This is a genomic window from Halogranum amylolyticum, from assembly GCF_900110465.1.
Lineage (GTDB): Archaea > Halobacteriota > Halobacteria > Halobacteriales > Haloferacaceae > Halogranum > Halogranum amylolyticum.
The window spans coordinates 1-26,732 of sequence record NZ_FODV01000036.1; the positions used below are offsets into that span (position 1 = coordinate 1).

General features: G+C 53.5%; 15 protein-coding genes and 5 pseudogenes. 9 read left to right on the plus strand and 11 right to left on the minus strand.

Annotated elements, in window-relative coordinates; translation table 11 throughout:
* From BSG17_RS24540 to BSG17_RS24550, 3 genes and pseudogenes are all read right to left on the minus strand, one after another.
* A partial coding sequence (locus BSG17_RS24540; protein ID WP_139246802.1) for a hypothetical protein occupies positions 1-1,326 on the minus strand: 1,326 nt, incomplete at its 3' end.
* Between the two features lie 446 nt (positions 1,327-1,772).
* A pseudogene (locus tag BSG17_RS24545) lies at positions 1,773-2,738 on the minus strand (RNA-guided endonuclease InsQ/TnpB family protein); the annotation flags it as partial.
* 168 nt (positions 2,739-2,906) lie between these two features.
* On the minus strand, positions 2,907-4,325 hold the full coding sequence (locus BSG17_RS24550) for an O-antigen ligase family protein (RefSeq protein ID WP_089828001.1): 1,419 nt from the start codon (positions 4,323-4,325) through the stop codon (positions 2,907-2,909).
* A 162-nt stretch (positions 4,326-4,487) separates the two neighbouring features.
* Here BSG17_RS24550 and BSG17_RS24555 point away from each other — a divergent pair, with 162 nt between their 5' ends.
* The gene (locus BSG17_RS24555) at positions 4,488-5,309 is read left to right on the plus strand and encodes an undecaprenyl-diphosphate phosphatase (RefSeq protein ID WP_089828002.1); all 822 of its coding nucleotides are present in this window, start codon (positions 4,488-4,490) and stop codon (positions 5,307-5,309) included.
* 1,229 nt (positions 5,310-6,538) lie between these two features.
* Here BSG17_RS24555 and BSG17_RS24565 read toward each other — a convergent pair.
* From BSG17_RS24565 to BSG17_RS24580, 4 genes and pseudogenes are all read right to left on the minus strand, one after another.
* Complete coding sequence (locus BSG17_RS24565; protein ID WP_089828003.1) at positions 6,539-7,684, minus strand: glycosyltransferase; 1,146 nt, start codon at positions 7,682-7,684, stop codon at positions 6,539-6,541.
* Positions 7,681-8,787 (minus strand): glycosyltransferase family 4 protein, encoded by a 1,107-nt coding sequence (locus tag BSG17_RS24570; protein WP_089828004.1) that lies wholly within the window; start codon positions 8,785-8,787, stop codon positions 7,681-7,683. The genes BSG17_RS24565 and BSG17_RS24570 overlap by 4 nt, the downstream gene beginning before the upstream one ends.
* Positions 8,784-9,848: a glycosyltransferase gene (locus BSG17_RS24575; RefSeq protein WP_170864953.1), complete on the minus strand. Its 1,065-nt coding sequence runs from the start codon at positions 9,846-9,848 to the stop codon at positions 8,784-8,786. The genes BSG17_RS24570 and BSG17_RS24575 overlap by 4 nt, the downstream gene beginning before the upstream one ends.
* Positions 9,849-9,979: 131 nt before the next feature.
* Positions 9,980-11,267 (minus strand): annotated as a pseudogene (locus BSG17_RS24580) (RNA-guided endonuclease InsQ/TnpB family protein).
* 102 nt (positions 11,268-11,369) lie between these two features.
* On the opposite strand from BSG17_RS24580, the gene BSG17_RS24585 reads away from it, so the two are divergent.
* The 5 genes from BSG17_RS24585 to BSG17_RS24605 all read left to right on the plus strand — a co-directional run bounded on the left by BSG17_RS24585 (position 11,370) and on the right by BSG17_RS24605 (position 18,970).
* Positions 11,370-11,588 (plus strand): hypothetical protein, encoded by a 219-nt coding sequence (locus BSG17_RS24585; protein WP_089828006.1) that lies wholly within the window; start codon positions 11,370-11,372, stop codon positions 11,586-11,588.
* A gap of 253 nt (positions 11,589-11,841) precedes the next feature.
* On the plus strand, positions 11,842-13,152 hold the full coding sequence (locus BSG17_RS24590; protein WP_089828007.1) for a sulfatase-like hydrolase/transferase: 1,311 nt from the start codon (positions 11,842-11,844) through the stop codon (positions 13,150-13,152).
* Positions 13,153-13,207: 55 nt separating this feature from the next.
* Positions 13,208-14,743 (plus strand): flippase, encoded by a 1,536-nt coding sequence (locus BSG17_RS24595; protein WP_089828008.1) that lies wholly within the window; start codon positions 13,208-13,210, stop codon positions 14,741-14,743.
* Between the two features lie 963 nt (positions 14,744-15,706).
* A complete protein-coding gene (locus BSG17_RS24600) occupies positions 15,707-17,167 on the plus strand; it encodes a sugar transferase (protein ID WP_244531711.1) in 1,461 nt (486 codons plus the stop codon).
* Positions 17,168-17,407: 240 nt separating this feature from the next.
* Positions 17,408-18,970, plus strand: a complete 1,563-nt coding sequence (locus BSG17_RS24605; RefSeq protein WP_211609335.1) for an O-antigen ligase family protein — start codon at positions 17,408-17,410, stop codon at positions 18,968-18,970.
* A gap of 260 nt (positions 18,971-19,230) precedes the next feature.
* On the opposite strand, the pseudogene BSG17_RS24610 reads toward BSG17_RS24605, so the two are convergent.
* A pseudogene (locus BSG17_RS24610) lies at positions 19,231-20,518 on the minus strand (RNA-guided endonuclease InsQ/TnpB family protein).
* Positions 20,519-21,215: 697 nt separating this feature from the next.
* Between BSG17_RS24610 and BSG17_RS24615 the strand changes: the two are divergent.
* The gene (locus tag BSG17_RS24615; RefSeq protein ID WP_089828015.1) at positions 21,216-21,494 is read left to right on the plus strand and encodes a helix-turn-helix transcriptional regulator; all 279 of its coding nucleotides are present in this window, start codon (positions 21,216-21,218) and stop codon (positions 21,492-21,494) included.
* A gap of 117 nt (positions 21,495-21,611) precedes the next feature.
* Here the strand turns inward: BSG17_RS24615 and BSG17_RS24620 are convergent, their stop codons facing one another.
* A complete protein-coding gene (locus BSG17_RS24620) occupies positions 21,612-23,600 on the minus strand; it encodes an STT3 domain-containing protein (protein ID WP_170864954.1) in 1,989 nt (662 codons plus the stop codon).
* A 602-nt stretch (positions 23,601-24,202) separates the two neighbouring features.
* On the opposite strand from BSG17_RS24620, the gene BSG17_RS24625 reads away from it, so the two are divergent.
* Complete coding sequence (locus BSG17_RS24625) at positions 24,203-25,648, plus strand: sugar transferase (protein ID WP_089828011.1); 1,446 nt, start codon at positions 24,203-24,205, stop codon at positions 25,646-25,648.
* 28 nt (positions 25,649-25,676) lie between these two features.
* Here BSG17_RS24625 and BSG17_RS24630 read toward each other — a convergent pair whose 3' ends face one another.
* Positions 25,677-25,949: a hypothetical protein gene (locus BSG17_RS24630; RefSeq protein ID WP_089828012.1), complete on the minus strand. Its 273-nt coding sequence runs from the start codon at positions 25,947-25,949 to the stop codon at positions 25,677-25,679.
* A gap of 68 nt (positions 25,950-26,017) precedes the next feature.
* A pseudogene (locus BSG17_RS24635) lies at positions 26,018-26,407 on the minus strand (zinc ribbon domain-containing protein); the annotation flags it as partial.
* A 92-nt stretch (positions 26,408-26,499) separates the two neighbouring features.
* On the opposite strand from BSG17_RS24635, the pseudogene BSG17_RS24640 reads away from it, so the two are divergent.
* Positions 26,500-26,732, plus strand: a pseudogene (locus BSG17_RS24640) (IS5/IS1182 family transposase); the annotation flags it as partial.

Consider the following 26,732-nt stretch of genomic DNA (forward strand, 5'->3'; position numbering starts at 1 on the left):
CTTCTTGCCGTGGTGCTTCTTCTTGCCGTGGTGCTTCTTCTTGCCGTGGTGCTTCTTCTTGCCGTGGTGCTTCTTCTTGCCGTGGTGCTTCTTCTCGTCGTGGTGGTGGTGGTCTTCTTTGTCGTGATGATGGTGCTTCTTGCCCTTAGTCCGCGTTGCATAGCTAACCGCGAACGGGAAGGGCGCATAGATCGTCACTTCTTGCAGGTCGCCCTCGATTGAAAAGACATCTGGGTCGACCACATTATCGGTATCGTCGTGGGAGTATGGCCGCCATTCACCGTGCTTACACTTGAATTTGATATCGAGACCCGGTGGGCACTCCGGTGGCTCTGGCACCGTACACGGTGCGTCGGACGCTGCCACGAACTGGTCGTACAACACCAGCCCATCGTACTCTACAAGGAGCTGTTCAGGGTCTCGATCTCCGGGGAGAGTAATCGTCGCAATACCCTCGGCATTAACCGACGGCGTGTACGACTCGATGGAGTCATCTGTGAAGTTCACCGTCACATCCAGCGTCTCGTTTTCATCGATGTTCGTCGTTTGGATAAGAATTTGCGCACACGTGACCTCGACGTTGGTGACTGCTGGCTTATCCGGACACGGTGGATCTGCTACGACACCTGCATTAAACAGAATTAGGTTGTCTTGATATGTGACTCTTACATTGACTGGGTTAGAGGTACCTGGTAGGTTGACGGTTGCCTCTCCATTCTGAACTGGTACATCGTCGTAAGTCTGCGTCGACTCATCGGCGAACTCCACCGTCACGTCCAGCGTATCACCGTTGGGAATGTTCGAAGTCGTGATAACGACCTCATCACAGGACGCTGTGACGTCATCAACCGATGGAGGGTTCCCGTTCTCGTCTCCGCACGTGTAGAACGTTGCGTTGCTGATTTCTGGAGCTTCTTCCGGTTTGCAGAACGTCACTTCACCTTCGAGATCCTCAGGAACCTCGGCCAGATAACACTCTGTGCCTGCTTTCAGCGTGAGGTAGTCAGCACTATCTGGGATCTCTTCGGCGGCGACGGTGAAGCAAAAGCCGTTCAGACCGGAGTACAACTCGCCGATGGCAATCGGCTCTGACTCACAGACTTCGCGGACACAGTTGATACACTGCCCCGCCTGTCCACCCGGCGGGCTTTCTGGCGGCACACTAGCTGGCCCACAGAAAGGCGCTGGAATCGGTTCGGCTTCCTGTGCGAACGATGTCGCTGAGAATCCACCGAGACCACCAACGGCAATACCGGTGGCTGTGAGCCCTTTCAGGTAATTTCTCCGCTTCATACTACTCTCGTCGCCATTCTCTTCGTCTGGCATACATATTGAGCGAGGGAATGACAGACATTTATTATGAACTTGCAAAAAATATCTCTAACCAGTCATTACGTAAAGATAGAAAATCGGTTCTAGAATAATGTATTCTTACTGCAAATATTGTTTTCCTTATTATAAAGAAATTCTTTTATTTGGTAGTTTCCCGAGGAGACTGACTACACCGCTCGCTCCTTGAGAGCAGGGCTTCCTGCTTCCACGCCGCGTTCGCGTCCTTCCCCACCCTAAACCCGCAGCGAGACACGGCGTGTCTCGTTAACGCGGGACTCCGACCATCGGATTCGGACAGCCGTCGTCCTTCGGTTCCAACCCGTACTTGGAGGGAACCGGCGACACCGGGGGAACTCTTGTTTGTCTCCCTCGTAGGGCTGCGGCCCGGTCAGTAAGCTACCACGCCCTGAAGGGCGTGGCATTCAGCGTGGACTCCCGTTCTAACCGCTGAGAGCGGTAGGCGAATACTCGCCGTTCACGTTCAACATCCCGCTGTTCAAGCGCACGCCTACGGGTGCGTCTCCACGCCCAGACTTTTGCTGGTCGCGGAGATACTTCAGCCCGATATTCTTCGCCGCGTTGTAATCCGCGTAAACATCGTACCCGCACGTCAGACAATCGAACTCGTCCTGACCGTTGGTGTGTAGCCGATTATCCTCGTGAGTGAAACCACACTTCGAGCAACGCTGGCTTGTGTACGCCGGATTAATCTGCTTCACCACGAGTCCTTCTGACTCGGCTTTGTACGTGACGTACTCGTACAAGCGGTGGAACGCCCACTTGTGAACTGCTTTCGCGTAAGGCAGGCGTTCGCGGATTCCCTTGAGTTGCTCGAACACGATGTGTGTACAGTCATTCTCAAGGGCTTCCTCTACTCCTTCACGGGTGGATGCAAAGCGCGTCGTAGAAGCAGGAAGCCCCGAGGCTTGACCTCGGGGCAGGTTCACAAGTTCGTTCGAGATGATGTGAATCATCTGTTCGAAACGCCCAGTTTGCTTACGACCAACTCGCTGAACGTTTAGGTGTGCCCAACGAGTTCCCGTCTGTTGAAGTGAGCCACGGCAGTTCTCGTATTCTCGATGCCAGTGGTTGAGTTCGCCACCATTCCAGAACTTTCCGGTTGAGGTGGTTGCGATGTTTGTGATGCCGAGGTCAACACCAAGGACGGAGACGTGCTTGGCATCGCCTTGTTCGACATCATCGTTCTCCACGGCGGGCTTTGTCCGCACATGGAGGTAGAAACAGCCTTCAATCTCGTCGTAGTGGCGCGTGGCTCCTTTCACGTTGTAGTCGTCGTTGAACAGGTACGTCGAGTGAGGCGTGTCTCGCTGTTCATCTGGGAGAACGAACTCTGCGGTCAATCGCCCGTCGATGGTGGCGAGTGTTGTATGATCGTCGTTGATGGAGTGTCGGCTTCCTCCCGTACCTGAAGGCGCGGGTTTCCGCCTTGCAGTCATTATGATATTTAGTGTCTGCGTGGACAGCCGGGTTCAGCCGTTCTGGAACTGGTGATCAAATCTTGACGCCCGGCAATTCGCCACTCATGGCTGTAACCGAACACGATGCGATTTCGGTCACAAGCGAAGTTGAGTGTCGCTCGACCTCCGCCTAAGGACGGAGGTATGCGCTTGACTCTCTATCAGATAGCCGAAAACCAGTGACGCGAGAACCGCTGCGAGGCTAAACTGGAACAGTGTATATGCTTCAAATAGCTGATGAAGTGCAAAGCCAACCGCAAACGAAAGCATTGCAACATCAACCTCAGACTTTCTAAACACTCCCTGGAAAATACTTCCAACAGTGAGTATGAGGTAAGCAATGCCACCGAGAATGCCAGCGCGGATGAAGATTGAAAGGTAGGAATTGTGCGGACTCTGCCCACTAAGCTGCCCATCGATATAGGGTGCAATAGACGCACTGGGATCAATGATACCCGCACCAATGAGACTTGGAGAATCCAGAATCGCTCGAATCCCCGCCCCCCAGAGTGTGAACCTTCCCGCAGGGTTCAGTCCGAGGAGACCAAGCCACATCCCAAGCAGTAGCACCCCGACAGTTCCAACGAAGAACAGAATCGCATACGGGAGGGCTGCACGACCAAGGTACACATCCACCAAATAGATCCCCGCGGCAACTGCGAGTGCAAGGTATCCTGCCCGACTATACGATAAGAAAAGGCCAATACTATTGATACCCACGAGCAGTCCCGGCAGTAGCCATGTTCCCCGGATGGGACTCGTCCGATAGACCTTCCGGGTAAGGACAAGCGCAGCAAATGTTCCAGCGAACGTAAGCACTCCCAGGGTGTTCGGATTTGCGAAGACTGACTCGAGAACGTAGAGTTGGCTTCCAAACAGGGGAATAGTCATCACACTGTTTCTGAGACCCACCTCGATCGATAGGAGTCGGTACGGGTCAAGGAGATAGGCAATCAGTCCGAGCAGTACAGAACTTGTAGAGAGGCCGGTGACGAGCCAGAGGAAGGCGTCTCGCGAAAGGTAGCGAGGCATGACAAAGAGGTTCAAGCCCATTGTAATCCCTGCAATGAGAGGGAAAGTTGCGAGCCCACTGCCAGGATGAAGCTCCTTTGCATGCAAGATGAAGATCCCAAAAAAGATACTAAAAGCAAGTAGATAGACACTTGTAGTCTTGATAAATGTTCGAATATGAGCACCAATACCAAGAAACAGCATAAAGAGGACGAGAAAGAGCGCTAATTTGCTTCCCCGTCCTGGATTTTCGATCCCTTGTGCTTGTACAAGGAGGAACCACACAAGACTCACTCCAAGAAAGAGATATACAGCCAGCATACCCAGAGCAATGCTGGCGGAGAGATCATCCCGGAAATAGATGTACCCAGCGAACCCGATGGTCCCGAACACCAGATATAGCAAGAGTAGCGGCCGCATTTGAAGCTGAAAGTCCCCGGTCGTATCCCGGAAAAAGATGGCGAGAAGGAAAACCACGGGAATGATCTGGCGGACGCGTTTCATTCAGGGATGGGTTTCTGGAACCACATATTCAAGATATCGGCCAAAATGTGTTTAATACCTACATGTTTTTGAAATAACATTGCACGATTGTATCCACAGTAGTGTTAGATTTTTACTATTTGGCCACACCGGTTATAGCACGTGGTTTCTGAGAGTATCTCAATGGATCGAGAGGTACTGATTGCACTGATTGCAGGGGTCCTTCAAGGAATATTTGAGTGGCTCCCTATCTCCAGCGAAGGAAACTTAGCTATCGCACTGACTGCAATTGGTTCGAATCCAGAGAGTGCAGTTGCGTATGCCCTCTTTTTGCATCTCGGAACAGCAGTATCAGCATCTGTCTACTATCGAGATGAACTCAGAGCGGTCTTTTCAAGCGTGCGAGCGTGGCAGCCACAATCCGCGTTTAAATCAGAAACAGCAACGCTCTCATTTCTTGGAGTTGCAACTGCCGCTTCAGGTGTTACTGGTGTCTGTGCCTATCTTGTGTTAGAACAACTCGTGTCCAAACTAACCGGTGGGACGTTCGTAGCACTTATCGGGCTCTTGTTGATTGTAACTGGTCTTGTGCAGCGATTTGCTGACAGTCTCAGCTTCGGAGGTCAACCCCACCCCACGTTCGGTGATGCTATACTTGTCGGTGCGCTCCAAGGACTGGCCATCCTACCCGGTGTGTCTCGTTCCGGAACCACAACAAGCGCGCTCCTTCTGCGGGGGTACGACGGACCTGCGTCGTTTCGGCTCTCATTTTTGCTCTCGATTCCAGCTGCAATTGGTGGCGGGGCTATTGCAATGCTTGATACTGGTGGCATACCGAATCTTACACCCGCTGCTGCACTCGTTGCGCTCGCAACTGCGGCGCTAGTCGGATATTTCACCATTGATGCGCTCATGCGGCTCGTTAAACAAGTACCGTTCTGGGGAGTCTGTGTCGGATTGGGTGCACTTGCCGTTTTCGGGGGTGTGGGTCTCCTTTTAGTGTGACTTACACACAAAACCCCCTCGTCAGCGTCTGAGTGGGAGAGGGCCGACGGCCTCAGAAGCGACGTGGGTGAGGTGGGCAGTCTCACCCACAACGCAAGGTGTCAGAGGCTGTAAGCCACCGACACAGAGACATATAATCCGTGCGGTGGCCCTTAGTATTCTTCTGAGATGAACGTTCAGTATTATGGCTAAACGACTAACGTTATTATATACCTATTAGATTGGTTGTGGAAGAATTAGTTTCAGCGACAATCCCAGATAAAACTCTAAGATTTAGGGCCACTGGCCGAAATATATTTGTCTGACAATTGTATTTGGATCAACATGATGGAGAGATCAATATATCGCTGCAGTGATGGACAGTATTACGGGGATGTGGACCTCTGGGAACGGTTCGAATCGGGGGAATGGACGCCCCACTGCTGGGACTCGGAATCTGGGAGCGAGTGGGTAGAAACGCGAGACGAAGAGTTACTGATTCTTGAGCCAATCTCCCGAACTTCCCTACCCGACCACGTACAAACGGAATCTGTTGCTACCGGAACCAAAGTCCAGTGAAAGGAGACGCTATTGGATTGGAACAATCGGTTTGCGAAGGACTGTCCAAGTAAAGTACCTTACCTCACAGGAACCTCAAGGTGGGAGGAATCCGGCACGGTGATTCTCAAACAATGCAGACTGTGTGCTGATTTCGATATGAGTTATGTGACATTGATTCGTTGGTGTTGGTATTCCTTCGAGGCCAAACGCGTCTCGGAGTAAGGGTCTCCGTAGGTAGGCCCCGAACAGACCGTTCCGACCGTCGTCTGATGGTCGAACGTCGGAGACGAATGACACTGCGCCTCTCTCAGCAGATTCCCTGCCGGTGAAGCAAGGGGAGTCCACCGACAATTAAAGCGGTGTGAGACGGCTTCGGACGCAGACCGCGGGTCTCGGAAAACTACGCAGGAAACCCCTCCGTGTGACGGACCTGCCGTCGTGCAACCCGCCGACGACACTCATTGAAGCGTGGGCCGAAACCCCTTGCGGGAGAAAGCCCACGACTTCAGTCGTGGGTAACTTACTCCACAATTGACGTCGCTTCGTTGAGGATGAGGTTCGTGCTTCGACAACGCGCTTTGCAGGAACCGAAGTGTTCACGGGGAGCGCAGTCTCCACAGGCGTCGACGAGAGCCTCTGTTGCTCGCATTCCAAGCGTTCGTGTTCGTCCAAATCCGTTCTGGGGGTCGTCACTCAGGTTCAGAAAGAACGCGATTGTAGACGTCGGCCGTTCGTTCGAGCATTCGTTCTTGAGAGAATTTCTCTTGAACTCGGGTTGCCGCGTTCCGTCCATACGCTCGTCGAAGCTCATCATCTTCCAGTAGTCGCGAGATCGCCACAGCGAGTGTATCACTGTCTTTCGGTGGAACCGTAAGCCCTGTTTCTTCATGCGTGCTGACCCATGGAACGCCCGTCGGCAGTGATGTGTTGATTACGGGTGTCTCATAGGCCATCGCCTCGAGCTGTACGATTCCGAACGCCTCACTAGAAGCAATTGACGGAAGGACGAACACGTCTGCAATGTCATAACAGTAGTGGAGTTCCTCATCGGGAATCTTACCAAGGAAATGGACGTTATTCTCGGCACCAACATCACGAACGCGCTTTTCAAGTGCGTCACGCTGCTCACCATCACCGACAATCAAGAGATCAGCGTCGACATGTTCCATCGCATCCACGAGGTACTTCACCCCCTTGTAGTAACTCAGCCGCCCGACAAAGAGGAGTGTCGGGCGGGATGGCTCGCCAGGGATGTCGTAGGTCTCTCCTGAATAGGACCCAAACTCATCAAGGTCAATCGAAAGCGGAACAACGGTGCACTTCTCGGCGTATGGAGCGAGGTGTTCAGAGTCCTCAAACAGGTTTGGTGACGTCGTCATGATGTGGTCGGCCTGTTCGAGGAACCGATGGAGGAATGGTCGATAGAATTTCAACGCTGTCGATTGCTTGACGATGTCACTGTGGTATGTAACGACGATTTTCGGAGCATCCGGACCAAGAGCGAGTTGCGACGCAACTGCCCCTGGGTGTGGGAGATGAAAGTGGAGGATATCGGCGTTGTATCCGGCAGCGGCTAGTTCGATTGGAAACAGTGGCGACATCGGGACTGAAAGCATCTCGCCGAGTGAACCAGCTTTTCGCACTGGAACCCCATTAGTACGCTCAACACTGCCCCGTCCACGGGGTGCTGAAGCGAGTACGCTTGTGTTGTATGATGGGCCGTTTAATCCTTCGGCAAGTGTTTGAACAACTTGTTCTATGCCCCCAACTTCGGGGTAGTAGTACTTACTAACGTGCAGGACATCCGGTGTGTCTTCAGACAGTTGTAAATTCATCTTGGGTTCCTCTTTGCAACACTGCGATAGATCTCAGCTGTTTGTGCCGCGGTCCGCTCCCAGGTGAAAGCATCAGCACGGTCACAACCGTTCTGGATAAGCTGTTGACGGTAGTCGTCATCATGTCCAACTAGTTCAATACCCTCAGCAAGTGACCCTGGTTGTGAGGGTGATACGAGACACGCTGCCTCATCAGCCACTTCTGCCATCGCCCCCAGATCTGAGGTGAGCACTGGCGTTCCAGCACTCATCGCCTCTAAGATGGGCAGTCCGAATCCCTCATAGAGGGAGGGGAAAACGAATGCAGCCGCATTCTGATAGAGCCAGCCTAGTTCCTCGTCCGAGACAAATCCGAGCGTCTGAACTCCTGAATTGACGGGGAATTCTGTCTTTGCAAACACGCTTTTTTTTGGGCCAACAAGCGTGAGTGTGAGCGGCTCATCAACTTGGGTACGATACTCTTCGTAGGCTTGTAGCAGGGTCTTGAGGTTCTTACGCTTGTTCAGCGATCCAACGAACAACAGATACTCTCCTTCTGTAACAGCGTCGACAGATGCCTCAGTCTCCGCCGGCGGAGTTAAGCCATTGTAGATGGCTTCAGTTTTCCCGGCAGCATGGGAATACTCCGAGACAATTTCCTCACGTGCAAACTCGGAGACGGTGATAATTCGCTCAGATTTCCGAACGGCAAGTGGCGTCAAAACACGATACAATCCAGCGTAGCCTCGCGAGAACCACTCCGGATGCGTGATAGGCGAGATATCATGAATAGTCGTCACAAGAGGCACACGAGCGAGGAGTGGCGGTTGCCCAGCAGGTGTATGAAATACATCAATCTCAGACTGGTTCAGTGCACGGGGCAATGTCGTTTGTTCCCACCGATGGGCAGTCAGTCCGCTATGTGTCGGCGCAGGTTCGCGAGCACTCCGAACATGTGTATATTCATCGAGTTCTGTTGGGATATCATCAATACCGAACAGGATAAATTCCATGTCCGATTCAGCTTCCTGTTCTGCCAGTGCTACAAGAAGCCGCAGAGTATAACGACTCACACCCGCTGGATTCGGCTTTGTTAACGACCGTGCATTGATTCCAACGTTCATCTTTTAAGAGCCTCGTTTACGACAGTTGCCATACGCTGTTTGAACTGTTCTCTGCTGAAAGGAAACTCAGTGTTTTCAAAGGTATGACGAATGTCCGCTTGAAGCGATGGTTCAGAGAGCACCCGATCAATCTTCTCGACCGCATCAGCTTGTGACTCATACAGCAAGCGACTATCTTCGTGGAGTATCTCGCGCTGTCCTCCACTATTTGGAGCGAAGGGGATGGCACCGCCAGCAACGAACTCGGCGACGACGATTCCAAAGTGTTCGTATGGCCGGCCGTGGATCCCATACCGATGGGTTGCAATGAGCTCAGTGAGTCGCTCTGAAGAGACTGCTCCCTCAACCGAGACGAACTCAAGTTTGGCGGCGCGTGCTTTTACTTTCTCACAGTAATCGCCGTCTGTCGTCGGACCAACAATGTGAAGGTGAACATCGTGTCCGCGGTCGCGAAGTGCTGCGACAATGTTGATATTCTGCAAAATTCGCTTGCTCGGTCCGATACGGCCAACGGTGAGAAAGCCCGGTTCACGGTCATCCCAGGGGCAGGATGGGAACTTCGTTGTGTCCACAGGGGGATACAGTGTATGTGCAGTTACGCCATAGGCTTCCGCAACGGCTCCTGCAGTCCACTCTGAATTTGCTAACAACGTTGCTGATTGGAGAGTCGGCGTGTCAATACTGGCGAGTTCAGAACAGACCCGATCATACACCTGACGAGGGAGACTGACCCTGTCGATGCCGGGGTCTGCCGATGCGAATTGTGGACTATGGATATATTGGACTGTTGGTGGCGTCAGTCCGAATTCGTTTTTCGTGCTGACAAGCAGGTCGAATTCATCTTCGTGCTGTCGAGCATAGCGACCCAGGAGCGCAGCTTGTAGCCGGAGAAGTCGGTGGCCCGCCACTTCACGCAATTTCCCACCGAGGTGCCCAGCAAGCTGAATATTGAGTTGCCTGACGTCCGTCCGGAAATACTCATTCAACGATCTTATATTAGGTCGTTCGAGGGTCACTAAGGTGAGAGAGTGATCTGTCTGCAGTGCTTCCAGAGTGTGCATACAGACATCCTCGGCCCCTCCTCGTATTCCGAGATTCGGGTGGACGACCGCGATATTTCCCATCTAGTTCATCTACATAAGAGGGGTCACAATACCTTTCCGGCCGGTCGTTACTTGTGAACTACCCCACCCTACTCGTCTGCTGACGCAGACTCCTTGAGGTTAGGGCTTCCTGTTTCAACGACGCGACTTGCACTGACCGTGCCACCCGATTGAGTGAACGTGGTCAGCGTAGCGGTCGCAGTCTCCGCAGGCGTGAATTCGGAGTGTCCCACTCCTAGTTCTTCTAGACCGCGCTTCTGAATCACAAGAGACGCGTTCTCGTCACGGTCTGCCGTGTACCCGCACGCCGGACACGAATGCTCTCGCACCCACACCGGCTTCGCAGTTTCCACACCGCACGCCGCACACTCTTTCGACGTTCCGCGTGGGTCTACCTCCACAACGTGACACCCGTGTTTCTTGCCGTGATGGTGGAAGATGGAGATGAGGTCGCGCCAGCCAACCTCAGCCTTGTTCCGTGCGTTCTGTGGACCTTCCAACATCGACTTCACGTTCAAGTCTTCGAGGAACACGGCGTCGTATCGCGTAGTGTAGAAGTGCGCGAGTTTGTGCTTCAGATCGCGCTTCTTGGCCGACATCCGCTCGTGAATTTCGGCCACTTTCTCCCGCTGTTTCTCCCAGTTGTTCGAGCCTTTCTCTTTCCGCGACAAGGCACGCTGTTCGCGTTCCAAGCGGTCACGGTCGTCTGAGAGATCCAAACGCTCAACGCTTCGCCCATCCGAGTCATGAATGAGTTTGAGGATGCCGAGGTCTATACCAACGGTATCTTTTGGGTCGATAGCGTCAACGTCTGGTTTGTCGGGTTTGTCTGTCTCGATACAGAACGAGACGAACCACGCGCCTGTCGGTTCTTTCTTCACCGTGACGTGCTTGATTGCGTTGTGTTCGGGCAAGTCACGGTGCATCCGAACCGGGATTTCTAACGTCTCACCACGGACTTTCTTGAGTGTCAGGATGGCACGACCATCGGAGCCGCTCTTCTTGTCAAGCTCGAAGCCCCGTTGCCGGTACGTGAATGAACGGAAGTCGCGTGGTGCTTTCCAGTTCAGCGAACCAACGTTGTAGCCTCGGTCTTTGAGTTCTCCGAGGCTTTTGACGTTGTGTTCGATTCGTTCGACGGCTTGCTGAAGGACAGTGGAATAGACTTGTGTGAGGTCTGTCCACCAGTTTTTTTGAGGTCTGGAAGTTCGTCGCGAACTTTTCGCACTCGTCGTTTGAGTGTACCTTCAGACTCGTCGATTTGATCGAACCGCTACAAAGTGTGGTTGTAGGTTTGTCGCACAGTGTCCCGCGTCCACTCCAGTAGTTGCCGCTGTTCGGCGGTGGGCTGGTTCGGAAGCGCGGACTGTACTTCATGCGATGTGTCTTTGTCTTGTGACTCCACTCACTTCGTAGTTTAGTCATGGAGGAACGTTTCTGTTCTGAGGAACTAAGGAGGTAGAGTCACGAAGTAATGGTATGGAAGACAGCTACGAGGTCAAGCGGTCGCGAGGGCTGATGACTGCGACGGATCGAGAGATGATTTCTGAGCGTTCAAGTAACGATAGTCGTCGGAATCAGTCGGTGTCACGTATTCGATGGCGGATCGAAGAAGTCGAGACTGATGTTGAGATTTTGGAAGAGAATCATCCAGAGTTGTTAGAAGAATTGCGAGAGGTGGTGTGTCAGGATTCGTAGAGGGTATTTGCGAGATGTGCGGCGCTGTATCCCCTCCCTACTCTCTCCTTCACTACGTTTCGGTCGCTCCCTGAGGAAGGGGGCTTAGCGCCTACTTTCAGCTAAGTGTCGTGTTCGTGATGGTTGACAGCCAGAATGCTTATTTGACGCTCTGGTAATCTCCTGAACAACTACGCTGTGCTCGCTCGAAGCCGAGTTCAGCTATTGACAGTAGTTTGGCAACTCTGATGGCAGTTTCGCACCCACACGATACATGACAAACATCGCTCTCGTCGTTCTCGATACGCTCCGAAAAGACGCCTTTGATGAGCACTTTGACTGGCTTCCTGGCCGGCGATTCGACCGTGCTTTCTCAACGGCAAATTGGACTGTCCCGGCACATGCATCGCTGTTCACTGGTCAGTATTCGAGTGAAGTCGGCATTCACGCGAAAAACATGTACTGCAATTGCGCTGAACCAACTCTCGCGGAGCAACTCCGTGATGCGGGATACTCCACCCGCGCATTCAGCGCGAATACAAATATCACTGGCCACTTCGATTTTGACCGGGGCTTCACCGATTTCCGGACACCAGAGCAGTTCGAACATCTAAGTAACGACGATATCTTTGATTTTCGCGAGTTCAGCCGAACGACGGGCGTCACTGGCAAACAAAAGTATCTGAGAGCCGTCTATGAATGCATCAAGAGCGATTCATCAACAATTCAATCGCTCATGGCCGGTGTGAAACTTCTCAATGCTGGTGAAGGCGTAGAGTACGGAGGCGCACTTGAGGCTATCGACGAGTTCCGTGATACCGACTTCGGCGATAATGAGTTCCTCTTTCTCAATCTCATGGAAGCACACGAGCCATACCGGGTGCCAGATGACTACCAGACAGTTGAGGAGCCAGATATGACTAATTCCGTTGGTGACATCGCTGTCGGGACAATCGACGGGGACCAGACCACGCAGGCATACGATGACTGCGTTCGGTATCTCTCTGACATCTATAAGCACCTCTTCGAGATGCTGCGTGAGGGATTTGATTACATCATCACTCTCTCTGATCACGGTGAGATGCTTGGTGAGTATGATTCCTGGGGTCACGAATATGGTCTATATCCAGGACTGACGCATGTTCCGCTTTGCATCACAGGCGATGGGTTGGATGATACTCGACAAGAGACAGTTGGACTCGTTGATGTACATCATACTGTTCTGGAGTTAGCTGGGATTGAAAGCGGCGCACGAGGAAGCTCGCTACTTAATGAGCTTGACGAGAATGTTCGATTGACGGAGTACCACGGTCTCACGTCGTGGAGCGAGCGCAAACTTGAGCAGAACGGCTACGAACACGAAGTCCAGCGGTACAACGAACAACTCCGAGGGACTGCAATGCCCGGCGACTACTATGGGTTCGACACACCGCGGGGTTTCATTGAGAAGGGGACGGCAACAGCAGATGACCCACGCGAAGAGATGGACCAGTGCGTCGCAGAGCTTGATATTCGCACTGTCGACCAAAACAACGAGGTTCCTGACGAAATTAAAGACCAGTTGAAGGATCTCGGATACGCTTAATCAGAGCAGCCTCATGGTCAAGTCGTATTAATCACTCCCCTTAGACCTCTCATCAATGTCAGATAAATCAGAACATAAACTGTGGAGCCTTTTTACCTCTGGTGGCATCCTCTTTGTTGGCCTCGTGTTCCAACTCGGGCTCGGCTTTCTCGCCCGAATGCTCATCGCTCGCTTTCTCGGCAAAGTGGACTATGGGGCAGTTGCACTCGGATACACGCTCCTGCTGAGTGTCTCGATTATCGTCCTTGCTGGCTTAGATACTGGGATTGGACGTTATCTTCCCCGTTTTGACGAGCCTGAAAAGCGACGTGGCGTGTTAGTATCTGCGTTCCAAATCGTTGTTCCACTCTCGATTGTCGCGGGCGTAGCTGTCACTGCGTTTGCAGACCCGATTGCAACGCATCTATTCAATGACTCCCAGCTCACACCAATCATTCGGGTTTTTGGACTCACAGTTCCATTGACCTCGTTCGTTCGGTTGACCGTTGGGAGCATCCAAGGAATGCAGTCATCGCTGCCTCGAGTCTATATCCAGAATATTACGCTTCCGCTTGCTCGATTTGGCCTGATTGCAGTTGCACTTCTTCTAGGATTTCGGGCGGTCGGAATGGCGTGGGCCTACGCTGGAGCGTATGTGATTGCAACGGGGCTGTGTCTCTACTATCTCGTTCGTCATACACCACTACTTGACGATGTTCGCCCAGCGTCGATGCATACTGAACTACTAACTTTTTCAGCACCAATTATGATAACCGCGACGATGGTCATGATATTTCAGAACATAGATACATTTATGCTTGGTGCGTTATCCACGACAGGCGATGTGGGAATATACAATGTCGTGTATCCGATCGCCACCTTGCATACGGTTACTCTCACTGCTTTTGGCTTCTTGTTCATGCCTGTCATCTCCGAATTCCATTCGAATGGCAACTATGATGAGATGAGCGACATGTACGAACTCGTTTCTAAGTGGGTTTTCTTTGCTACGCTCCCACTGTTTCTTGTTGTGGCTTCCTTCCCTGAGGTTGTGATTCGGTATACGTTCGGGCCAGAATACGTCTCTGGGGCACTTGCACTCATTCTGTTGGCAGTCGGATTCTTTATTCACTCTGTCTCGGGTCTGAGCGGGAAAACATTGACCTCGATCGGTCGAACGCGAACTATCATGTATGACAATATCTTGGTCGCAACTGTCAATATCGGTCTGAACTTTCTACTCATCGAACGGTACTCATTCGTCGGTGCAGCTCTCGCAACGACCGCTGGATATGTCGTTATGGATGGCCTCTATTTGCTACAGTTGTATCGATCGACAGGCATGCATCCACTTCGACGAGAATTACTCGGACCAGGAATCGCTGCAATCGGACTCTGGGGACTCCTGTATGTCGGTGCGCAATCGGTCGTTGACATCTCACTGATAACACTCTTCGGAACGGGAGTAGTCTTCATAATTGCATACCCACTATTGATTCTCCGGTTTGGAGGGGTTGAGAGACAGGACATACAGTTACTCAATACCCTTGAGGATCGAGTCGGAATCAATCTCGAGGGAATCCGAGCAATTGCGAAGCGATTGGTTTCATGATTGACCTCCTCACGGCCTAAAGACCGTGGAATCCAACCATTGGATTTGGACAGCCGTCGTCCTTCGGTTCCAACCCGCACTCAAAAGGAACCCGCAGCATACGGGAGAAACTTTCGTTTGAATCCCTTGTATAGGGCTGTGGCGCGGTCAAAGACGCCCCGTCTGAGTCCGTGTCATCGCCGTGTCAACTGCCGATGGTCAACTACCCCTTGTGGTTCGGGGACGGCGTCTCACCGATTCAATAGCACACTGTGGTACGCTACATCACACCAAATGGATTATGATTACAGAAAATCGAGGAGAAAGCCCACGACTTTAGTCGTGGGATGAATCCGATATCGATTTCGTGCATGGTATCGAATATCATGCTGGTATCCCGTTCCGGAACGGGAGAGATACCGAGATTGAGGTAAGGATATGCACCCGTCCTACGGTGGGCGGGGTAGATGAAGCCCGCTATCTCGGTTGGGGGCCGAACTGGCTCGGCCCTGAACGCAGGTCGCTCTCGGATGCGGATAGAGTGGACCTGCGAACCTCCCGACGTGGGGGCGGCCCCGTCTGTGACGGGGCAACCCCACGACTTCAGTCGTGGGAGGAAGTCAGAAACGAAGTCAAGTGTCGCTCGACCCCCGCCTAAAGACGGGGTATGCGCTTGACTCCCTATCATCCTCAACGAAGCGACGTCGGTCACCGAGTAAGATGGTAGTTCTTAGCCCGTGGGTGCACTTGTGGGCTTTCGCCTCGCATCGTTGATCTCTTCGTAATGAGCAACGAGCGAAGAGAAGGGCGGGGGGTTGACACTGCTGATCACTATGACTGCAAAAATGAATACCGAATATCAAATTCAGTTGGTATGTAATGACGAAGTTGATTTTTATCCAACCATTCTATAATTGTTTCTCTCTTCTGTGCGCGAATAACAGATTCCCGAACATGTTTATTAGGCGTGTAACAATAGCTAACGTGCCCAATGGTGCACTCGTGCCTGCAAGCTGGCGCTATCGGTTGTTAAGCTTTACCGGCGTAGCCATAGTCGTCACTGTCGCCCTTTCGGTTGCGAATCTCCGTTCTATTCAAGAGCTCGCGATGGTTGTGCCGATCTATAATCGACTCACACCAATTGTGATCCCAGTGAGTCGGGTCGAGACCAAACTACCCGTGGTATTGCTCGTCGTGCTTTTGGCCCTTTCACCACTTTACAAGCCGCAGCCTCGACACGTCCTTGATATTCTTTCTGTCGCAGTGAAACGTGTCTTCGTTGCAACATTCTGTCTTGCGACCATTGGGTATTTCGACTACACATACCAACTCCCTCGTCCTGTCTTGATCCTCATGTCGGTTCTTCTCGTAGGGAGTATCCCAGCATGGTTTGTGCTCATCCGAAAGCAGGCCAGTACACGCAACTGTGCTGTCATCGTCGGCGATAGCCCCGAACAAATCGCAGCGGTTTATTCCGAACTGACGGTTCCAGTGTTCGGATATGTTACTTTCAATCCGCATCAGCGATCACAAAATCTGGTTCGTGCAGATGGGGGCCTCCAATCTTATAGCCAGGTACCAGACGAATCCGACAACCCAATACCAGACGAACTGAAGTGCTTAGGGGGATTAGCTCGGCTGGAACAGATTCTCATTTCATATTCAGCCGATACCGTTATCCTCGCCTTCTCACACCCCGATAGAGAGGAGTTCTTCGGCACACTCGAAACGTGCGCAAAGTTGGGTGTCACCACGAAAGCCCATCGCGACCTTCACAACAGCGTCTTGACACGGAATAAACCCGGATACTCAGAACTCATTGATATCGACCTTGATCCGTGGGATTGGCAAGATCGGGTGTTGAAGCGAATATTCGATCTCCTCTTTGCGGGAAGTGTGCTTCTTGTATTGAGCCCGCTACTCATACTCGCTGCTATTGCAATCAAAATGGAAGACGAAGGCCCAATATTCTATACACAGGAACGTACCTCAACGCTTGGCGAAACATTCTCGATTCTCAAGTTCCGCTCAATGACGCCCGGAAAGGAAGATACGAATCCGGGTGAAGAAACAAATCGTGTGACGTGTACCGGGAAAATACTCCGAAAGACACACATCGATGAGATCCCACAACTTCTCGCAATATTACAAGGGAAGATGAGTGCTGTCGGCCCACGACCGGCATGGACCGATGAAGAAGCTCATCTGCAGTCGGAAACCCCAGAGTGGCGCAAGCGGTGGTTTGTCAAACCCGGATTGACCGGACTTGCTCAAATTAATGACATCACGAGTACGCAGGCAAGCCAAAAGATTCAGTACGATATCAAGTATATTCGTCGCCAATCGCTCTGGTTCGATATCCAAATCGTATCGAAGCAACTATTGATGGTTGCTGAAGACGTCGTTGAGCTATTTGTACGAATGATCCGTGGACGAAGAGAATGAAGATAGCACTCAGTGATTTGACTTCGGTGAAGAAATGAAGAATCTACAAATACAGTGGTCAGAATGTAGTTCACGATACCTGCTACCGCAGCAACTCTCACGACGTTATACAGTCAAGTCGTCTCAAATCAAGCCAATATGAAACCACAAGCGTACACAGACTCGCTACCGCACGTACAGACAGACTGGTCCCAGACCGGCACTGCGCTCGTCTTCACAAGCATTCTGCTCGTCGGGCTAATGGTCGTGGTTCCAGTAGCGGGATGGGCTGGAATGACAATTGGTGCCCCAAAATTAGTTGCGTTGCTTGGGGCAATAGCGGTTGTCGGGGGATTCTACGGTCTATCTGTACTCTTATTACGACAACTACCCCTCGGATTATTCGTTTCGCTACTCGTTCTTTCGACATTTGCAGCTAATATTCCGCTTGCATCCAATGAGTACATCAAGCCCTTTCCCGGGAGTCTCGGCCCACAATTATGGCTTGTGCAGCTCCCTCTCATTGGATTAATTGGATACTTCCTCTTCACAGACCGCTTCAATCGATCTGAGATTACATCTGCTGAGTACGTGTATGCGGGATTTGTTGGGTGGACACTCGCTTCTGCACTTCTTACATCAGCCCCTCGTCAAGATGTTGCGCTATATTTTTCGCTTCTAATGCTGCAAGGGTTCCTCGTGTTTTCTCTTTCAATACGGGCAGTAACCGCCAATACCATTGATCTCAGAACGGCACTGTACGTTCTCGGAGTTACTGTCAGCGGTCACGCGCTCTTTGGAATCATTCAGCTAGTGAATCAAGGGCCAGTTGGCTTGACCTATCTCGGCGAGTCAATTGATTACAACCAGGTTGCATATGAACCGCTTGGGCTTTCAAATCAGGTAATCGTATCCGGGTTTACTGGGCATGGGTATGTGCTCGTGGCGCTCAGCTTACTCACTGTTCCTGTTCTTGTCACCTATGCCATGCAAACACGATCATGGCGTCGGCTTATCGCACTTGTTGACGTCGTGTTCTTGATTGCGATTATTCGCCTCTCAACCTCTGATGCAGGCCGAGGTGCTGGCCTTCTTATCATGTTCATGCTCCTTACTGGAGTCGCCTGTGTCTGGATGCTAAACTCAAGAACAATCTCATTAGATATCCCCGTCTTCACAGAATACCAACGTTCAGTCTCGCATTCTGCGAGTCATCTCTTCACCACTGCCGCTGCGATGTGTCTTAGCCTTCTCATTTTATTTTATCCCTCCTCGAAAGCTGGAGCGACGTCGAATGAAGGGACAACGCCCAGCAGTGGTACTACTGGTGGCGCTACGGGTGGCGCACCATCTGAGGCGCTATCGGTTCCGTTCTTTGACCTTTCGAACTTTGGGATCCGAATCCAGCAGTATCTAGTTGGATTTGATTTGTTTGTGCAATATCCGCTGTTCGGCATTGGAGGCGCGAATTTTGCATTCGTTGCAACGGACTATGGTATTCGAATGAAGCCGAACTCATCAGTTGCACATGCGCTGCACAACATATATTTTGCACTCTTGGCAGAGACTGGACTCCCTAGTTTAGTCCTTTATGTGAGTACAATCGGGTTGGTCATCTATGCGGGGTGGCGCGTTATCAACGCACAGCACAACTATCGTCTGTTCGTAATTGCCTTTTTAATCGGAATGGTCGGATTCTTCGCCTTTGGCTTTTGGACTCACGCCCCAATCGACCGGATTACCGCCGTTCTTCCGTTCTGGATACTCGCTGGCTGTCTTGTAGGAACCGCTAACCAAGAGCGCCATTCGTTCAAACAAAAGTAATAAAAATTTATGGCTATTCAATGGCTGGATATGGGGTATGAGACGTTTTCCATGACACGATACTGAGAGTACTATCGGTGCCTGCATGAACGGCTGCATTCAGCGGGTCTGGAATCGTTGTTCAGATCTCAACGTCCAGCAATTTGCTACTCACGGCCGTAACCGAACACAGATGCTTCATGGGGGGAACACGACGCTGGGACACGGTCCGATGCTCGTCGACGTCATCAACCTCGATAGCATCGCTGCAGTCGACCGCGTCAGTAACCCACGAGTGAACTCGTGGGCTTGTCAGTGGACTCCCCTTCTGCCTCCGTAATGGAGTAGGCGTGGAAATCACCGTTCAGGTTCAGCGTCCCTGACGTCAGCGCACACTGACAGGGTACGCCTCCACTCGAAGACTTCTGCCCCGAGTGGAGACGTTTGAGAAGTTTGCGAGCGATGTTCTTACTCGCATTGTAATCCGCGTTCAGTTCGTACTCACACTTCTGACACACGAACTGGTGTTTTGACTTTCGGTTGGTCTCGTGCGTAAACCCGCAAGACGAACACCGACGAGACGTATACGCTGGACTCACCTGTTCAACCTCGATGCCGAACATCTCGGTTTTGTATTCGACGTACTGGTACAGGCGTCGGAACGCCCATGCGTGGAATCGCTTTGCACCAACCATCCGCTTGCGAATCTCGGTCAGGTTCTCGAACGCGATATGTCTACATCCGTGATCGCGAGCTTCTTCGAGGATCTGGTTTGAGGCGCGGTGCAGTTCGTCCTGCATCCAGCGGTGTTCGCGGTCATCCATCGACTGGATTGACAGGTGCGCCGACCGCGTACCCGCCTGTTGCATCGACCTGCGAGTCTTCTCAAACTCTCGGCGTCGATGATTCATTTCGTCGGCGTTCCCGATGAACGCACCTGTGGAAGTCACGGCGAGCGAGCCGTCCACGTTCAGGTCAACGCCAAGGACTGTTCTGTGCTTGGCGTTGGAAGAAGTCGTGGACTGTTTGTCTCTCGTTCGGCGCATCCGTGCATGGAGGTAAAACGACTCTGTGGCACGATCGTACTGCAACGTGGACATACGGAACTCGTAGTTCTCGTTCAGCAGGTACTTACCAATCGGCGTTCCTTCGGTGCCGTCGGGAATCACGTAGTCACACTCGACGCGACCGTTCACTGTACAGAGAAACGTGGTCGCGGTGGAACGTCGCAGAGCGTTTGTCGTAGACGACGCTCCACGTTTTGAAGTGTGGTTGGCTGGTGTTGTCGCCTTTCTTGAGTCGGGCGACACCGCTTTTCGTGGCCTCAATCGCACGTCGAATACCCTTCTGGACGAGATTCGCTGTCAACTCCGTCTCGTTGCGAAGTCGTTCATAGAGGGCTTTCTCGGCTTTTTGTTTCGAGGTCACACAGTAATCGTTCGGGTGTCTCCATGCCCACTCTGCGGTAGTGTTCGCACAGTGGAGGAACCGATTTTTGGTCTGATGGAGGTCGTCGCACCGCTCGTCAGGTGCGTCGAGTTTGACTTTGACGGTGCGAACCACCTCCATCTTGATTCAAGGAGAGAATCCCGCCGTTCACGGCGTTGACGAGACGCGACGCGTCTCGTTCGCACACCAGAACGCTCCGCGTTCTGGGGACGGGCGTGAATCCGACATGGTACTGAGCAACCGCTGACGATTGCTCACCGAAACCCAAACGCTTAGTACACGCCGTCTCGTACGCGTTAGCAAGGGTTACGTCGGCTCTCACCACTTGCGCGGGAGTACGAGACGCGCTGAAACCAGCGTCCCGAATATTTCGGGGCGTCGGTTCCCACGGGTCGGTTCTGCAACCGACTGCGGGGTTCGCGTCGTTCGTCAGCACGGGAAACCGGCCTACAGGTCGGGGAAGTGTGACCGAACCGACCGTGCCGTGAGGCATGACCGCTTGGGAGAGAGACGCCCCGAGAAACCGGGCGTCGATGACTCGCTTGCGGATGGGAGCGCCCGTGACAGCGCCACAGGACGCTCCCGAGCGAGGGACGAAACCCGTCCCACCGACCTCGAGAGAGAGGGTCCTGAAACCTGCTCGGCAACAGGCCGGGTTTCCTCGTGCGGGGGAAGCCCCGTCGTTCACGACAGGGAAGATGTCACAAGAGGACTTTGAACTTTCTAAACGCAAATAATCGAGTGAAACAGTGTGAAACTTGCTGAAACAGTAATCAAGTATTCTAAAGATAGGGTGACATTCATTCCAATGGTAATGATGGAACAACTGACTGGATTTCAGCGAGATATCCTGTACGTCATCAGTGGACTCGAAGAACCATACGGACTCGCGATCAAAGACGAACTCGAGAAGTACTACGAGCACGAGGTCAACCACGGGCGACTGTATCCAAACCTCGACGATCTTGTCGAGAATGATTTCGTACAAAAGAGTGCACTCGACCGACGAACGAATTCCTACACCCTTACTGAGAGCGGTTACAAGGCGCTTGAGGTGCGGCGAGAATGGGAAGAGCAGAACCTACAAACTACATAATCATACACGCAAAGGTTCGTCTATCTAATTAATAATAAGGATTTGATAGATGATGTGGTAGCGATGGAGTCATATCTCCATCGACTATTCGTGTTCGGTTACGGCCGTGAGTAGCTCTCACTCCTCGCCGCGCCGAACCCGGACGTCCGTCCCCTCGGTCACCGCCGCCTCGTCGACGACGTACGTCCCTCCCGCGACGTCGTACTCGCCGGTGTACGGAACCGTCACCGAGAACGTCCCGTCGGAGCCGACGTCGACCGTCTGCTCGTAGGTGAACGTCTCCCCGCCGACGTCGACGTCGACCGACGCAGTCACCGACTCGCCGTCGGCCTCTCCCGTGAGCGTCGCGCCCGCGACGAGCGTGAAGACGCGGAGCGACCCCTCGGTGTGCACTAACCGATAGTGCGACAGCGCGTCGCGTCCTTCACTTTCGCTTCCGTAGTTCGCCAACTGCGCTGCCATCGTCCCTCCGGCCGCCTCATCGCTCGTCACGACGAAGCCGACGCGGTCTCGGAGTCGCTCGTACCACGCCGCCGGGTCGTTCGCCCGCAGGAGACTGTCGTAGTTGTTCCGCGCGTACGCGTACGACTTCGACTCGCCGTTCACGATGTAGTTGTACATACGGTTCATCCCCCACGAACTGAGCACGTAGGTCTGCGGGTACGACCAACCCTTTTCGTCGGCGTACTCGCGCATCCACGCGGCTGTCCGGTACTCTTGGTCCGCCACAGTCAACTGGCTGAACTTCACCGGGATCTGGACGAAACTCAGACTCCCCACCAGCGCCGTAAAGCCCAAATACGACATCGCCTCGCGTCGCGACGGCAACTGAAGATCCATCTGCTCCCCGCCGTTCGCACGACCCCGTGGTCGCGACTGTGATGCCGTCGTGTCGTCGAACAGTCCAACCGGGTTGGTGAGGTCGACCACCGACGCCAGATGGACGAAGCCGACCCCGGCGAAGAGTGCGAGGAACACCGAGAACTCGCCGGCGAACCGCAGTTGCACGAATGACAGGGCGAGGAACCACCAGGCGTACACCGCCAGCGCGAGCCACTGTGCGTCGCGCCGCCGGATCGCTCGAAGCGTCGCCCAACCGACGTACGGGAGGCCGAGCGCGAAGACGAATCCTAGAAGCAACAGCGGCCCGACGAGCGTCCCCATCTCGCCGGAGACGAGCGACGTCGTCTCGACGATCTCTCGACTCACGAACAGCGTATCGAGCCCCCGATCAAGTCCCTGTGAGAGTTCCGGGAACACAGACGGAAGCACCACCAGAAGCCCGACGCCGGCGACGGCCTCCGCTCCCAGAAGCGTCTTCGCCGATAACCCGACGCGGCGAGCGCCTTCGGCGAGGGCGAAGATAACGGCGGACCCACCGAAGAGGAGTGTGGGGACGGACGCGACGACCGTCGAGTGCCATCCGAGCGTCGTGTGTGCGCCCCAGACGAGCATCGACGCAAGTGCCAATCCGGCGATCAGCGGGGCACCCTCGCGGAGCGGCGACCGATCGCGACGCAGTTCCAGCGCCGCGTACAGTGAAATGACGAGCGCGAGCGGCACGACCAGCAGTGCGCCGTTGTCCCACGCGAGTAGCTGCCCAGTGACCGCCACGCCGAGGACGACGGAGTAGGGCCACGAGCGGTCGGTCTCCGAGACGAGTTTCACGAGCGCCAACGCCGTGAGCGCGAGCCACAGATAGTCGAAAGCGTGGTGGTCGGCGAACCCGAGACCAGTCCGGTAGGCGTTGACTGGAATCAACGCGAGCATCAAGACGGTCGCGAGCCCAATACGACGGTCGCCGGAAACCGTCGTCGCAGTAAGGTACAGAAACACGCCAGTCAGCATGGCGGCAACGACGGGATACCACGCGATGACGAGACCGATGACGCCGGTGCTTCCTCCGAGAAGCGAACTCATGAACCACAGCGTTGCGACGAGCAGCGGTTCACCTTTCGTCACACCACTTGGTAGTGCGGCAAACGCACTAAAATCAAACATACCAGCCTCGGCGACCACCTGATCGACCCAGTAGCGGTAGTAGTACGGGTCGTTGCCGAGGAGAATAATATCCCCGTTACGGAATACCGACGGGAACGAAAGCATCCGAAATGCAGCCACAAGCAGAAGCGCCCCGATGAGAAGTACAGTCGCATTACGGTCAACACGCTCATGGACCTGGTCAAAACCAAACGACGAAAGAACACCACTCTCGGACGTCGACTTATTCACCTGTTCCCCGTCCAACGCTGCTTGAACTGCGTCGCGGTCAACAACCCGATATGCTTCGCCCTCTTTCTCGACAATCCCTGCCGACACGATCTCGCCGAACGTGCCCGAATCGAGTGTGATGTCCTGAAACGTCCACGGTCCATCCCTGTCAACTTCAACTAACTCCTGCAGTGCAGGCTCCACAGACGGTTTCGTTTCGAGGAGTGAAACGGTCCGCTCCCGGACGTCGGTCATTTCCTATCACTGTAGCAGTCGTACGCTAAAAACCACCGAGTATCTCGTCTCCCTGATAATTATCTCTGGTGAGTTGTTGAAGGGAATGAACCGAGAAACCCGAACTGGACGAGTTGGATTCGATTGACATCCTCCCCGCCCTGAAGGGCGGGGCTTTCTCCTAGGTTCTCCGTAAGAGACAGGATCCCCGCGCCACCGTGTGTGGGGTAACATTCAAATATGATTGGTCGCCAGAACATACTGTGCAATCGGGAAGTCGGTACCGGGTGATTAGCTTTTTCGGTACCGGAGTGCTTGTCGCGTTCGCGGTGTACGCCGCTAACTTAGAGGCGACTCAATCGCTTATTACGACGTTGGTTCCCCTCTTTAACCGCCTCTCACCGACTATTCTTGCGGGAAGACAGCTCACAATCGTCGTTGCTGTCACTGTTCTGCTATTGCTTGGAACACTTCTCCCACTGTTCAAACCCCGTCCACGACGATTGCTCGACATTATCCTGTTGAGCCAACAGCGGGTGCTCGTCGGTGGGCTTGCCTTAGCGACAATCGGCTACTTCGATTACAGCTATCGCCTTCCGCGTCCGACGCTCGTGCTTACGATTTGTCTGCTGTTGGCTCTGATCCCACTCTGGTTCGTCTTCATCAGGCGTGCTCCAAACGAAAGTGAAGAACGGGCAATCATCATCGGTGATGACTACGAGCAGATTGATGCAATCCTTGCGGAGACTGACGCCACAATCGTCGGCTATGTCTCACCTCCGGGATCCGCTGCCCAGGGTGAGCATACTGGACTGCTTATGACCGACGGTGGACAAACGACTGCTGATCGCGAGCAGATTCCCCCGCGGTTCCAGAAGCTCACCCATCTTGGTGGACTCTCACGACTCGACAACGTCCTCATCAAGTTCGATATCGATACTGCCTATCTCGCACTGTCGGCAACCGACCGCGGGGAGTTCTTTGGGACGCTTAAAGCCTGCCACGAACATGGTGTTGCCACCAAGGCGCATCGTAGCCACGTCGACAGCGTGCTCTTTGATGCTGGGAAGGGCAGTCAAATCGTCAACGTCGATCTCAAGCCCTGGGACTGGCAAGAGTATCTGTTCAAGCGGCTGTTCGACATCACCTTCGCAGGTGTTGCACTGCTGTTGACAGCACCGCTCATCGCCCTCATCACCGTTGCCATCAAACTCGATAGTCGAGGTCCCGTTCTCTACTCACAAGACCGCACTGCTGAACTCGGTGGGACATTCCAAATTTACAAATTCCGGTCAATGCTCCCGAAAAGTGAGGATTCGACACCGGTCAATGACGAACAAAACACCCGAATCACTCGAGTTGGGCGAGTTCTCCGGCGGACTCATCTCGATGAAATCCCACAGCTGTGGAGCATCCTCACGGGACAGATGAGTGTCGTTGGTCCGCGGGCAGCATGGGTAGATGAAGAACCGTTGCTCGAGGCAGAAACGGATATGTGGCGCAAACGCTGGTTCGTCAAGCCCGGATTGACCGGTCTCGCACAAATTAATCAAGTTTCAAGCACCCAACCAGCTGAAAAGCTCCGATACGACCTTGCGTATATCCGTCGGCAGTCGTTCTGGCTAGATGTAAAGATCGTCATCCGACAGCTTTGGCTGGTAGTGCTCGATGTCATCGAACTGATGCGGACATCAAAGTCTGACGAGTAATTCCGATATTCGGCGGTACGAGCCAGTGTTAGCCTTCAGAGACAGATTCTTGCTGTGAGGGAGCATCTTCTGGAAGCGACCCATCCAAAACGAGATACCCCAGAACAATTGAACCCACCATCGCGGGGACAGTGAATCCGAACAGCGAGTACGCCTCGAACAGTTGGTGGAAGGCGAACCCGACGGCAAAGGCGAGCATCACGACGTCGACTCGCTCTTTGTGAAGAAACCCGTCGAAGAGACTCCCGAGCGTCAAGACGAGATACGCCGCGCCACCGAGCAACCCGACGCGGAGGAACACCGAGAGGTGACATCCTCCCCGTCGTAAACGACGGGGCTTCCCGTACCACAGTTGGGATAGTTTCCGGTCTACGACACGGCTTGCTCTCTCGTGCGAAACGTCCCGCTCTCGCGGTCGAACAAGTATGTCGATGGCTGTGCCACACAGCCGTTACTCCTCTCCTCGCCGTGAGGACTCGGAGTTATCTTCTGACGCATATTCTCCGCTCCGTTACAATCCGCGTTCCCGACTAACCCGCACGACGAGCAGACGTACAGGCCACGTTCGACACGATTCGACTTCGTGTCGTCACCACACTTCGAGCAGGTCTTCGACGTATCCCACTCGTTTTCCTTCAGTACCTTGACGCCACGTTCTTCGCCTTTGTATTCGAGGTACTGGTAGATACGGTCGAACGCCCACGTATGCAACTTCTTGTTCCCCGTCTTCCCCCAGTCAGACTCTCGCACCTTCTCAGGTGCCTTGTTTTGCCGCCGAGTGACGTCAGTCTCAGACGCTCTCACGGCGTTCTTCCGTCAGATTAACCGGGAATTGGACGCCGTCTGGCGATATGGTATCGCTCAGACGGCTCGCGTGGATGTGTCGAGACCTTGCCAAACACCATGTTGACGATCCGGACGTACCCGCCGCGCCGGATGGCGCGGACGGGTACGCCGAGTGGGTGCAGATCGCGTTGATTCTGTACCGCGTCGAATTAGAGAAAAGCCTCCGCGAGACGGAAGACTACCTCAACGAGATGCCCGGTGTCCTTGCCGTGTTTGGACTCGACGAGGCACCGCATTA